Raw genomic sequence first — 13,071 nt, 5'->3', positions numbered from 1 at the left:
AGCTTGGCTTACCTTCCGTTATTAAGCTTAACTGACTATGTCTTGCTAATATGTGTAAATAAATCTTGGATTTCTTCAATTATAGCATATTCACCCTATTGGCAGAAGGATATATTTTTATAGGAACCAGACTTTCAAAAAGCACACAGGATAATCTTAGTATAGCTTCTATGCCTATGCAGATGTTTTGCTTTTATATCCAGCTAATCAGAAATTAAGTATATTAGCAGAATATTATATCAGTCTTCTTATAAAAGAATTGCAATTAATTGAATAGCTTAAGGTTCTTGGCAGCCGATATACTGAGGTATTAAGATGATAATAACAAGGAGAATGCTTTCCACTAATTTTCCTTTTGTATTCTTACCACACACTCCACGTGTCTTGAGTAGATAAAAAAGATGATGCTTAATCTGTATTATAGGGATGTACCTATTTCCACTATTTCTGAAATAAAACCAATGCTTTTACCTCCAGTTTTTAGACATTCCAATATGCTAATTCCTACAACATGAAATTGCGCATTCAGTCCTTTTATCAATTCAACCAGAGTACTTGTTTTCAAACCATCCGGAGATGGGGCCATAACATGAGAGAACATACTATAATCAATTACATCTAAGTCAATGTGAATGTAAATATTGCTTGCGAATTTTGAATGCAGTGCATCTATTACGGTCTGTGCGTCTGCTTCCATTTGCTCAACAGATATTTGTTCAAGTCCATGTTCTTTAATGTACGCTTCTTCAGGTGCATCTAAATCCCGCTGTCCCAGCAACAATACTTGGTCAGGCCGTAGGAACGAATACGTCATATCTAATATATGTTCATTTCCTTCGCCTAACAGAACTCGGAGAGGCATTCCATCAAAATTTTTACTAGCCGAAGATTCTGGGGTATTGAGATCGCCATGTGCATCAATCCATAACACGGTCAATTGCCCATTGTAATGAGCATTCATATATGAAACCGGTAAAATTTCAATATCGCAACCGCCCCCGATAACAAAAATAGTATCCGGCTTTTCTTTATCAATAATTTTTTTTGCACCTTCAAATTGTTTCAGAATTGCCGATAACCCCAAAATGTTATTTTCTATAACACAGTCCAATTCACTGCTAACATCAACACTCTTTAGCCCAGCAGCTTCAAAATAAACTTCCTTTAGCTCCAATGCACCGTGCAATAACCGGTCATCATTGCCGGAGCCCTGCCATTGGGGGAAAAATAGATTCAAATGATTTTTCATACTCATATCACCTCATATAAAATAGTACTTGCAAGGAAATTTAATAGTCAATTAAGGATAATAGACTTCAACCCATTGTACTTTCATGTTCTCGAGCTATCGCATAATGCATAATTTAACGCCATCTCGCAATGCAGGTTCAAAGAATTTAATAATCGTATTCTGGTATCTTTGTTGTCCAGAAGTAACGGTAATTCAGTACAGCCTAATATAACTCCGTCAGCCGGATATCTATTAATAATTTCTAAGAAATTTTCCCTTGACTTATCTAACATATTGTCTAATACAAGTTCCTGGAAAATAATCTGATTTATCAGATTTTGCTCTGCATCATTAGGAGTAATTACTTCTATACCATATTTCCGCATCCCGCTTTTATAAAAATCGCTCTGCATTGTATACTTTATTCCTGTTAATAAAAGTTTTTTCAAATTTTTCTTCTGCGCTTCCACTCCCACTGCATCTACAATACTTAAGATTGGAATACATGCTCGTTTTATTACATTACTCAATACAGAATGAGGTGAATTGGCCGCCATAATTATAAAATCAGCACCTGCATTTTCCAGACAATGAATAGAATACACAATATAATCCTCATATTCCTGAAGCTTTAATTCATTTTCTAAATCAGTAAAATATTGAAAATCCAAGCTGTGAATTATTATTTCAGGATAATAATAATTACCAAATCTCTCATAGTAAAGATTCATGATTGTCTGATAGTATTTGATTGTAGATGTATGGCTGATACCACCCAATATACCTATTTTTTTCTTCATAATGCGTTTACCTCCCAGTGACAATATTTTTCAACCATTGTTTTTGACCTCCTTAATTTCGATTGTAGCCTTGATATTGTATGGTTTCAAAGATAAAATTGCATGCAGAACAATATTCTCAGGAGAATAGAGTATGCCAGTTAATTCATTTCATAACTTTCCAATGTCCTGGAAACCCCATATAAATAACAATAAAAAGCCATTATATAAGATGCCCCTTGAAGCTGGTACCTCCTTGGCAGCGCGCGTAGCTATAGAACATAAAACTTAATTCCATTAATACCCTTTACTTTAGAAATGAATTCATAACAATAACTGTATGTTCTTTATTTCCATAGGTTCTTTTTACCCTGTCTGCTTCAACATATCCCATTTCGCACCAAAACTTATATCCTCTGTGATTCTCTTCTACTACCCCAATTCTTAATGCCTTGCCGTGTTCTTCTGAAACCCAGGCTTTTATAAGATCATGTAATTTTCTTCCCAAACCGTTTCCTCTTTCATTTGGATCAATCATCAGTAAACCTATTATCCATTCTCCAATGCTCTTATAATCTTTGACTATTTCAATTACTGCAATTAAAACACCATTCTCTTTATAAACCCCGAAAACATATTTATCTTTCAACTCTTTGTCAGGTGGCAAATCAAATAGAATGCTGTACCCAGCATCTTTTTCGGGCGGTCTACCTTCAATTAACTCCGAAAAGTCTGAACATCTTTCGCACAGGGCTTGTACATCAATTTCATCATCGCCTGACAATAGTCTGATATTATACTCATAATTATCTAGTACCTTATTTCCCGTTAACATAAGATCACCCTTTCTTACTTACTATATATTAAATGAATATGATCAAAAAACAAGGCTATAATTTTAAGTCCATCAGCACAACCTTTTCCACGTGCCTTGAGTAGACAAAAAAGATGTCGCACCCCTCTGGTACCCCATTGGCGTGGAAATAATTATACTGCGTTTTCATTATATTTAGAATTAACATACCAGATTAATGATATGTAAAAACCAACAATAGGTGATACTCCATATCCCATCAAAGGAACCGGAAAGTTTCCCAATAATGCTGATAATATAATGATTATATAATAATAACCAATGCATCTAGAAATTAACTCTGCACATTTAGGGGGAAATAATAGGAATGGCATTGGTAATATTGCTAAAGAAATAACCCCTAAAATTAGCCACAAAAATCCCATATCCGCCACCATGTTTACTATTCTCTCTACATAGTTTACCGGAGGCAGATTGTCCAAATACGTCCATGATAAAATAATAAATAGTGAAAAGACGCTTATTATTAATAAACGTATTACTTTGCTATTCGTCTTTCGGCTTATCATAATCATCATTGGAATAGCAAATCCAGTTAATTGGGAGGCATCCGGCTGAAATAATAATACCAATATTATTATGAATGCTCCAACATTTCCATACTTAAGGCCTTTGGTCTTCAATGCATTCCATAACTCTATAAGAACTATGGGCAATGCAATCATTGCAATATTTAATTTTACGGTTCCAATAGATATCCATCGGTGTACACTTTCCATACCTGGGTTCACAAAGGTCAAGATTAAAAGAAACAATGCAACAGGTACTATAAATTTTTCATATTTACTTCTACTGATATTAAATTTGTAAGTAATCATAATCAAGGAAACAAAACTCATTAACACAAGGCAGGCAATATTTTGGCTCCAAATTACAATAGGAACATGATTTAGGTACATCGCAAGCGCCCCTATTGCAATAGAAGGTATCGTAATTGTAATTGGTATAAATTTTCGAAGTAACAATCGATTCACCTTTCTTCCAGAACAATAATTTATTATTTCCGATGTAGTAGGCAAACTGTCTCAACTGTACTCTCTTTGTCCCAACTTATTTCACTCACTTCACTACCATTAAAGAATACTGGAAATCTAAACTTTATGTTCTTTAAGATACGACCATCTTCTAATTCTTCTGGATAAATTTCAATTTTCTCAACAAAACTCTTTATAAACTCCTGTTTTTCAAAGTCTGTAAATTCATCATAAAACTGGTCGAACATTTTTAAAATGTTGTAAATGCCATCAGAATTAAGTCTATCTAACTTAACGTTCTGTATTCTTGTTTTAACCTCTTCCATCTCTATTTCAATAGAGTCTATCCTTTCATAGAATTTATTTAGACGTTCCTGCATGTCCTTATATTTTCTTTCATACGAAGAGTCCATAACATCTAGCCCATCAATTTGTTGTGCTAATTTATTTTTTGCCGTATTTTCTTGGCGATATGATTTTTTTAGAGTTTCTAAATTCTCTTCCAGTTGAGCAGTATCAATTTTAGAATTAATTTTATCTTTTATAGCATTCTCAAACTTTTCATTATGAACTAACTTAGTAATAATCTCAGCAACAGCATCATCTACTAAGTCTTGACTCCACTGCTTACTGTAATTGCATTTATGACCACTTACACTCCTCCTATGTTTACAAGCATAGTAGAAGTAATCTCTATAATAAGTACCATCCTTTTTCTTCTTTCGATTTACATTACCATACATGGGCGCACCACAATTGGGACATTTTAGTATACCAGATAAAATATGTGCGTGTTCTAAACTGTACCTCTTTTCATGTTTAAAACCAGTTATTTTACGCTTTTCTTGTGCTGCTTGCCATATTTCTTCTGATACTATAGCCTCATGAATTCCATCATAAACAGGAAACTCTTTCTGCTTTACAATATGGAATTGATTTCGTTCACCTTGTATTTTCTCATTTTTTCTTCTTCCATAAGCTAGTTTTCCACAATAAACAGGATTATCTATAACAGCCTTTACAAAAGAAGCAGAAAAGGCATCAAGTGTACCATTTTGACGCTTTTTCTTTTTATAACCATTATTATTGAGATATGAAGCTACTGCATTTATACCCATGTTTGTAGATGTAAATTTATCGTAGATAACTTCTACAACTTTTACCTCATCTTTAGCTATTACTAGCTCTCCATTTTCCAGTTTATAACCATAAGGAGCAAAGCCCCCATTCCATTTACCTTCTCTAGCTTTCTGCTTACGTCCTTCCATAGTTTGAACTAAGATATTTTCACGCTCAATTTCTGAAACAGCAGATAAAACGGATATCATAAGTTTTCCACCGTCTTGGCTACTATCTATATTATCTGCAACTGAAATCAAATTAACTCCATAGTCTTGAATTATTTGAAGAGTGCCTAGAACATCTGCGGCATTACGTCCGAACCTTGAAAGTTTAAAAACTAACACAAAGTCAACTTTATCTTTTCCTTCTTTTATATCATTAATCATCCTCAAGAAATCAGGTCGTCCTTTTACATTTTTACCTGAGCCGACATCAGAATACTCATCCACAATAGTCATTTTCTTATATTGTGTATATTCTTTGATTTCTTCTTTTTGAGCGTCTAAACTGTACCCATCAACCTGCATTTCTGTTGAAACTCTTGTATATATGTAACACCTCTGATTCATCTATATCCACCCCCATTTAAACAGTAATTCTCTGTCCCAACTATTATAACGGATTTTATGTGAAATATATATATAAATTTAGAAAAAACCCTTTTAGGGTTTTTTCTAAATTTATGATGCTATTTTATTTCTATCTTGTTCTGTTTCCTGACCATACTTTTCTATCATTCTTGCCATAAAATCTACGCAGCGCTCAAAAGATGCATCTTTTTTTTCTTTGAAATTATTTTGATTAGTTACTTCCTTTTTTCCCATAGCGTATCTCTCCTTAAATTTGATTTACGCTATGTAATAGAAAGACGTTCTGACTCAAGTCTAAGCGCTAAACTACCAATGATTGAGGCTCTAAGTAGACGATTGGTTGACTAAATGATTTCGCATACAGCCCTTTAACCATCAAGTAGTCCAAATTAATAACAGGTGGCGAATTATCTCTAAAAAGGATAACTGCCACCTGCTCTTGGTAGTTCAAATTAATAATTATGATTAGTTTTTACCCCACTTTAGAGATACCAGTTTTCTATTCTCCATCATAAACACTTCAGGATATTTGAATATTTCCAAATACTTGCTGGCCAATTCATCTGTAAGACCTTCAAAATCTTCGCTATCAGGTCTTGCTAAACAGATAAAGAAAGAACCAGCTATGATTTCATATAAATCCCCATTGTCATCAGCAAGTCCTCTGTTTAGCTCCAAACTATTTATTTTTCCTTCCTCATTACATATAATTGCTACAGGGTCAGAAAAAGGATATATCGCCTCGATATAACCGCCTACGACTTTTTGCATTGACTTCAGTCCTGAATCTATATTCCTGATTTCTGCCACTTTGTTTGGCTCTACATAAACCACCTTCATTTTTTTATCTCTCCTGTACAGATACTTTTATCCACCAATTCTAAATCCCCCTTGGTTTGCTCTGGCTCAGCTTAAACCACCCATTTCATATCTAACCCTAAGCCCTAGCCTAAAATCCTTTGGAAACCCCTTAGGTTAGTTCTGGACATTAGTAACTCCATAACTCTGACAACCATAAATGGACAACATAATTTTTCTCTTTCATCCGATGTAACTACATCTGATTATTAAGAATCTCCAAACACAATGGGTCTATATCGCTTTCTTGAATTTTAGTAACCTTAAGCACCATTCGATCAATTCCAGCATCAACTATAGAATAATAATTGCCGTTAAAACAATACCCTGTACCGTCAAAAATAATATGAGGTATCTGCATGCAGCTTAAAACCTCGGATAAACTATCACAATTATCCGTGATAGGGAAAAAATCCCCAATATCATCAAATTCAAACTTTGGCTCATTTTCTTTCGCTGACTGGTCAACTTCATCATCTCCACAGTATAATTCACCAATTTCCTCGTCTGCATAGAGTTGATTATTTCGTTCACTTTTAATTACATTGTTTACCATCTCCTCCATATGAGATATTTGATATGCTATATCACTGGCTAGTTCCTGATCATCCAAGCTAAACCTTGTATAATCAAACACGAATCCCTTTTCTGTAATCTGATTTAATAATTCAGCACATAGAATTAAATCTCTACTATAGCTGTTCATATGGCTATTAACCATATTTTTGATAGCCACTTCAATTGTTTTCTGTTTCTCGATCATGTAATATACCTGCCTCTCTTAGTTCTTTCAATTTTCTACCCATAGCACATTGGCTTACGCCTTGCATTCTGGCCAAATCCTTGACCTTAACCCCTTCATTACGAAGCTTTACCAATTCAAGGTTAGTTAGATTTTTTCTCCCTGGGTCTACTCCACCAACCAATTCAATTAGAATCCTACAAATATGATTGGTCATTTCCAGTTCAGTGGCTATACCATCAAATCTTTCAAGGATAGAATCTAACCTGCCGCTTAAACTTGTGAATTCCTCTTTAGTCACAAGGTTTACGGCATCTTTTACCGCAGGTTCTTTTGGCTTTTTGCTTTGTTTCGTAACTTTCTTATTTTCTACTTCCATTTATCTGAATCACCTCCTTAAACCACAATAACGCTGATTTCGGAGGATTTCAACTCCCCCAAAATCAACCTTAAAGGAAGGTTTAGACATCTTTTTCAAAATGTTTGGAGCTATGCTTTTAGTTTTTAGAAAGTTGATTTTATTACCCCGCTTATAGTCCAGATACTAAAAATAATTTTTGAAAACAAACACCAAAAACAGCCTTAAAATCCATTGCGCTTGAATTTTAAGGCTGTTTTGAAGTTTTCTATGGTTAAGTACACATATTTACTTATCTGTTATTCGGTTTTCTCTATCTATTGAAAATAAAAATTGTAAATATTTGACATGACCTCTATTTTTATTTCTCTGGTTCAACATTGATATATGAAATTAATTTTGCACCATTTTCATCTTCCCAAAGGTTCAATATATCATGTATATCAAGGTTTTGCTGAATTACCATAGAAGTTATTTCTTCTAAAATTGGCAATAGGTTATTATGATTAAAGTCATATTCCTTCTTTAAACCTACTGATATCAAGTTATTATTCATATATGCCGCATAATGTCTTCCTATCTCTTGCACATCATTGGCATTTACTTTTCTACTTATAAACCCTCTCAGGTATAGTACATTTTTGTTTGGGTCTATGGTCATATAGGCTTTTTTTAAATAAAAGTCGATTTCTCTATTACTATTAAAAGTTATTTCCATTAATGAACCTCCTAAACTTTTCTATACTAATTATAAAGTAAAAGCCACATACAAATCAACATCAAGGTTTTTAAGGCTTCGTGATAGCACTAAATTAATGTAATTCTTTCTTATAGTGTTCTATATTTTTTCCATTCTATTTTGTTATTTTCCTGCTTTATATATATTGAGGGTAGGGAGTGAAGAATAGCCATAAAACCCAAAATGCTGGATCCTATGGCTACTCCGTTTTAATATCTTTCAACTGTTACCCTAGTGAATCTGTTTTCCCCGGATGTTTTTTCCCCTTGTATATATCTTCAGGCAACTGCCACCAATTAATATCCATTATTAAACCAATCTTCCTTGCGCACATCAATTCCTTGCCTTAGTTTGGCAATATCTCTATCTGTATATTGCTCCCGATATAGCCGATTTTTAATAGTCTTTTTATCGCAACCATAGCATTTGCCTATCTTGGTAAGACTATCGCCATCCAACAGTTTATCCATAATGTCATCAGCATTTATATTTTCCTTAAATGCAGGGTGTTTTTTCATTAACGTATCGTTGATCTTTTCAAGCTTATCAATCGTTTTTTGCATTTCATCTACAAACCAATTTAAACGCAATATTTCTTGCACTAAGTCCTCATACGACATTTCATTAAAAATATAATTTCCGTAGTACTCCATGTAATCCATGTTCTTAGCCTCCATTTTCTTAATCCCAACAAACTTTGGAAATTAATAAACCTTCAATTAAAGTCCTTTTCATTTTGTTGCATCACCAATTTATCCGAACTGTACTATATGAAGAATTTATCCTGCTTTCCTTTTTCATTGCCTTGCTTTTGACTGATTATAGAAACCAATTAAATACTCACAATCGACTTGAATTTTAACATAATGTAGATAATTAGTCCCTGTTATTCAATTTTTCCATACTGTATACCAAGGATTTTCTAGGGCAGAAGGGGAGAGGTTAGCCAAAATCAATCTCGCTGCTATCCTCATGCTCCTTCATTTTCCTGTAAAAGGTTGAGCGTGACACCCCTAATAGCTTACTTGCCTTAGATACGCTTATTTCTTCATTTTTTACAGAAACATATAGCTCCGTGAAGTTATCCAATGACTTTTTAGGTCTACCTTTGTACTTACCTTGCTGCTTAGCAATTTCAATGCCTTCACGCTGCCGCTGCAACAGACATTCACGCTCAAACTGTGCCAGTCCTGCAAACATAGTAAACATCAACCGACCTTGTGGCGTTGATGTGTCAATATTTTCTTTTTGGCTGATAAACTGCACTTTTTTCTGATTCAGCTTTTCTACCAAGTCCAGTAAATCCTTTGTGGAACGTGCCAGCCTTGAATAACTCTCAACCACTACGATATCACCCTCACGAACAAAGTCCAGCAGTGCGTTAAGCTGTGGCCTGTCTGTATTTTTCCCTGACAGCATATCAGTATATAATCTTTCTACCCCAAGACCTTCCATAATTGCTTTTTGCCGTTCCGTATTTTGTTCTGTGGTTGATACACGAATATATCCTACCTTCATAGTCAATTCCTCCATATAACAAGTATTATTAAAGCTCCAAAACTCTAAAAGTCACCCTGTCCATATGACTATACCCTAATAGAGCAAACTGCTAATATACCCATATGGCGCAAAATCTGATCCAATAAAACTATATTGGAATTTTGAAACATCTTTTAGAGCGTTGTACTATTTAACACTCTTTTTCATTTTAGAGCAATAATCCTCGATATTTTAGATTTTGGCTATGTTAGCATAAGCCAAACAAACGCTGCATAGTACCATTTATTGTTCTATATTACTACCTATTGTATTAATTTCTGATCTTTTAGCTGATACTGTAGTGGCAGAGCATTTAAGCATAGAGCTTATTTCCCTTATAGAATAACCATGCTCCGTTAAGTACTTTACCTGCTCCCTAAGGCTGGCGCCTTTTAATTTTCTGCCTGATTGCATTTTCAAATGTTCCATCAATAATTTCTGATTGGCAAGAAGCTCGTCTAACTTTTTATCTATGTTCTCTGTGGAAATCTTATTTACTGTCATCTTTCTATTACACCCTTTCAAATATATTTTTCTATTCCAGCAAATATTTTTCTTTAAAAACCATTTTACTCACTTTACATCCCCATTTCTTCACCCATATTAGAGCATAATTTAGTTAGTTAACTATTTTTTCACTAACTAAAACCACAACATTTGTCATTTTGATTGACACATAGCAGAATCCCACTAAAAAAAGCATTTACCCTACAATAACACAGATTGAAGATTTAGACATCGCCTTATTTACTCTGACAACTAGCCTATAAAATGTCGCAATTGTTCCTACAATTCTCATTTTCTACATTTACAATACTGACTGATAAACCTATTAATGCCTCTAGCACATGCAGAAGTTTATCAATTTGAGCATCAGAATCCATACTAGCAAAATCCTTAAGCTGATCGCTAATTTTAACTAGCTCATCCAGAGCATTTAAAAACTTCTCTCTTCCTTTTTTAAGGCGAATCATTTCCTTAGCCTGAGATGATTTGCTTCTAAATTGAATGTCATTAATCACTAAACTTTCCTTTTGGTATAGCTCCAATATGTCTAACATAAATTTTGCCGCCTGCTTATCTGTTACTACTGTTTTGGTCATATCAATATGTATCATCCATACTACCCCCAATCTTTAGAACCTTGTTATGAAATAATTTTTGCGTCTCAGTACTTGGATTTATCAGTTTTTTTAATAATTTTAAGTCATGATGCAAAGATTCATCTGTTACCACTGGCAGCGACTGTAATAAATTACTTTGCAAGACTACAAAATAATATACATCAAAACTAACCTGTGTCATTATAGTTATTTTTGCTCCTTCTTTTACAGCCTTACCCGTTATAATAATAGTTTCCTGCTCTGTGGATACCTGCAAAAGCAGTGCTGCGTCATTCTTTGGCATGATTGCTGATTGATCATCATAAATAGCACGTAACATTTTTTTGTTATGTTTCTTTATGTAATATCCTAGGGTGCAGTTCAAAGCTAATGCAAGCGACCACATGGCTGGTGTCTTTATTAATTTGTTGTCAAATTCCAAAATTATTGGTATCTCTGGTAGTATAATCATGTTAATTCCCTCCTTTTCTTTTGTGTGGTTTTTATCTATTGAAAATCATGCTTAGGGGGTAGCTTATATTAATTTATAAAATGTCATTACCATTTAAGGGTAAAAGAGGTCCTCTTTTATATAAGTAGACCTCTTTTTCACCTTTCAGTTTACATCGTGCCGCACAAGCTGCGGCTTTGGTTTGGGTTATCTCATATTTATTTTTATTTTTTTAAAAGATTCTTTCGTCTAATTCACATCTTTATTGATAAATAAAGAAACCGTTATGTTATCCACCATGTTTTCTTATGGCAGTATCTGCAAATGTAAAATATTGATTGGATTCAATTGGATAGGTATAGTATTTAAATGTACAATTACGTTCTATTTCTGTAGAGTAGCCATCACGCATTTCCCACGAAGAGTAATTATGCTCAACAATGCGTTTTTTGCTATACTCAACTTCTCTTTTTATTTCCTCAAGCCGTTGTCCTTGCTCTTGGAATTCTGTCTGTTCATTTGTTGCCCATGAACGGAGGACAATATTTCTATTTAACCCCTTAGATGCCAGATAACCCTTTTCGCCTTTTAAATATAATCTTGCATTAATCATATTTTTCTTAAGATAGTTCGTTACTTTTAGCAGCTGATTCTTGCTTCCTATTTTACCTATAAACACTCCACCCAAGTTCCAGATTCCTTTAAGTTCGTTATATTCTATATAGTTAAGATTACATATAATGTGATAATGCCAATTGCCATTTTCCTGCTTGTCCATAACTGCAACATATTTAAAATTTTCATATCTGTAGTTCATTTTCTGTATGAATTTTTTGAACTCCTTGTTGCAGGTTTTTAAATCGTGATATTTATCGTCATATGCTACGTCGTTAATCTTTTCTTTATTTTCTATTACATTGTCTGGTGTAAAAATATCGTTCATTGTTTTCAAGAAATTGCCCTCTATGATTTCCAAGTCTTGGTAAATTTCCTGGAATAGGTTGTTTTTTTTGCTACTTAAGCTAGTGCTCTTTGGTTGCTCTTTTACGATATTGGCAAATGTTAGAGTTATCATCATACATTTTCTTGTTTGAAAATTATTCTCGATGAGTTCTTTAACAAGGTTACGCCTATTTTTATTGCGTTGCTTATAATTCTTAGCATGATATTTGCCTACAATAATTTCTTTTTCATGAACTTGACGGCCATCTTTATCGTAATTAAATTCAGAAGTTTTATCACCTAAATAATAACCCTGCATTTCTCTTTTACCACCTTTGGCCTTAAGATTTGATCCAATATAAATAACCTCTGTAGTTTCGGTTGCCCCTATAATCAACTTCTTATCTGCCATCAATGAACACCTCCATCCTTAGTAATAATGCCTACTAAGTCAGTGAGCTCATTTTGTTTTCTTCTTTGGTTGTAGCAATAGCTTACTTCTGTCATCCTGCTAAACCCTGTTTCCTTGAGCTGTTTTCTACCAGCTCTCAATATTCTATACACTTAAAAATCCCCCTTTGTAAATGAATCATCAAAATTTTGATTTGATGTATACACTTACATTAGGTTTAATATCTAAATGAAGATGTTGATGGAAACGAAAGATGACTGCCCTCTAATGCTCAATGTTCTACACAAGATGCCATGTTTGAATAAAAATCCTAACTAGTCATTACACTATTGCAATGTTTGGGCAAATGTAGTTAAT

The 13,071-nt window shown here is 33.8% G+C and carries 17 protein-coding genes; all 17 read right to left on the bottom strand.

The features are described from left to right. Positions 1-418 precede the first annotated feature (418 nt). Entirely contained in the window at positions 419-1,249 is an 831-nt protein-coding gene (locus OXPF_RS14380; RefSeq protein WP_054875914.1) for an arginase family protein, read from the bottom strand. 83 nt (positions 1,250-1,332) lie between these two features. Beyond that, positions 1,333-2,031 carry an aspartate/glutamate racemase family protein gene (locus OXPF_RS14375; RefSeq protein WP_054875913.1) on the bottom strand — a complete coding sequence of 233 codons (699 nt, stop codon included), beginning with the start codon at positions 2,029-2,031 and terminating at the stop codon, positions 1,333-1,335. 286 nt (positions 2,032-2,317) lie between these two features. Next, complete coding sequence (locus OXPF_RS14370; RefSeq protein WP_054875912.1) at positions 2,318-2,845, bottom strand: GNAT family N-acetyltransferase; 528 nt, start codon at positions 2,843-2,845, stop codon at positions 2,318-2,320. A gap of 152 nt (positions 2,846-2,997) precedes the next feature. Further along, complete coding sequence (locus OXPF_RS14365; RefSeq protein WP_242854414.1) at positions 2,998-3,702, bottom strand: hypothetical protein; 705 nt, start codon at positions 3,700-3,702, stop codon at positions 2,998-3,000. Positions 3,703-3,881: 179 nt separating this feature from the next. Further along, positions 3,882-5,549 carry a recombinase family protein gene (locus tag OXPF_RS14360; RefSeq protein WP_054875910.1) on the bottom strand — a complete coding sequence of 556 codons (1,668 nt, stop codon included), beginning with the start codon at positions 5,547-5,549 and terminating at the stop codon, positions 3,882-3,884. A gap of 111 nt (positions 5,550-5,660) precedes the next feature. Then, positions 5,661-5,804 (bottom strand): hypothetical protein, encoded by a 144-nt coding sequence (locus tag OXPF_RS22795; protein ID WP_162838566.1) that lies wholly within the window; start codon positions 5,802-5,804, stop codon positions 5,661-5,663. Positions 5,805-6,035: 231 nt separating this feature from the next. Beyond that, the gene (locus OXPF_RS14355; RefSeq protein ID WP_054875909.1) at positions 6,036-6,410 is read right to left on the bottom strand and encodes a DUF3846 domain-containing protein; all 375 of its coding nucleotides are present in this window, start codon (positions 6,408-6,410) and stop codon (positions 6,036-6,038) included. 214 nt (positions 6,411-6,624) lie between these two features. After that, a complete protein-coding gene (locus OXPF_RS14350) occupies positions 6,625-7,191 on the bottom strand; it encodes a hypothetical protein (RefSeq protein WP_054875908.1) in 567 nt (188 codons plus the stop codon). Beyond that, positions 7,166-7,549, bottom strand: coding sequence for a hypothetical protein (locus OXPF_RS14345; protein WP_054875907.1), 384 nt, complete (start codon positions 7,547-7,549; stop codon positions 7,166-7,168). The genes OXPF_RS14350 and OXPF_RS14345 overlap by 26 nt, the downstream gene beginning before the upstream one ends. A 340-nt stretch (positions 7,550-7,889) precedes the next feature. Then, positions 7,890-8,246, bottom strand: coding sequence for a hypothetical protein (locus tag OXPF_RS14340; RefSeq protein WP_054875906.1), 357 nt, complete (start codon positions 8,244-8,246; stop codon positions 7,890-7,892). 317 nt (positions 8,247-8,563) lie between these two features. After that, the gene (locus OXPF_RS14335; protein ID WP_054875905.1) at positions 8,564-8,929 is read right to left on the bottom strand and encodes a hypothetical protein; all 366 of its coding nucleotides are present in this window, start codon (positions 8,927-8,929) and stop codon (positions 8,564-8,566) included. 280 nt (positions 8,930-9,209) lie between these two features. Beyond that, positions 9,210-9,785 (bottom strand): recombinase family protein, encoded by a 576-nt coding sequence (locus tag OXPF_RS14330; protein WP_054875904.1) that lies wholly within the window; start codon positions 9,783-9,785, stop codon positions 9,210-9,212. Between the two features lie 264 nt (positions 9,786-10,049). Further along, on the bottom strand, positions 10,050-10,310 hold the full coding sequence (locus OXPF_RS14325; protein WP_054875903.1) for a hypothetical protein: 261 nt from the start codon (positions 10,308-10,310) through the stop codon (positions 10,050-10,052). A 260-nt stretch (positions 10,311-10,570) separates the two neighbouring features. Continuing rightward, a complete protein-coding gene (locus OXPF_RS14320) occupies positions 10,571-10,924 on the bottom strand; it encodes a hypothetical protein (RefSeq protein WP_054875902.1) in 354 nt (117 codons plus the stop codon). After that, a complete protein-coding gene (locus OXPF_RS14315) occupies positions 10,911-11,381 on the bottom strand; it encodes a hypothetical protein (RefSeq protein WP_054875901.1) in 471 nt (156 codons plus the stop codon). The genes OXPF_RS14320 and OXPF_RS14315 overlap by 14 nt, the downstream gene beginning before the upstream one ends. A gap of 268 nt (positions 11,382-11,649) precedes the next feature. Beyond that, positions 11,650-12,714 (bottom strand): rolling circle replication-associated protein, encoded by a 1,065-nt coding sequence (locus OXPF_RS14310; RefSeq protein ID WP_054875900.1) that lies wholly within the window; start codon positions 12,712-12,714, stop codon positions 11,650-11,652. Next, the gene (locus tag OXPF_RS22560) at positions 12,714-12,854 is read right to left on the bottom strand and encodes a hypothetical protein (protein ID WP_160317228.1); all 141 of its coding nucleotides are present in this window, start codon (positions 12,852-12,854) and stop codon (positions 12,714-12,716) included. Before OXPF_RS22560 ends, OXPF_RS14310 begins: the two co-directional genes overlap by 1 nt. Between the last annotated feature and the right edge of the window lie 217 nt (positions 12,855-13,071).

This window comes from Oxobacter pfennigii (assembly GCF_001317355.1).
Classification (GTDB): Bacteria; Bacillota; Clostridia; order Clostridiales; family Oxobacteraceae; genus Oxobacter; species Oxobacter pfennigii.
This window is presented reverse-complemented; position numbering and strand designations above follow the sequence as displayed.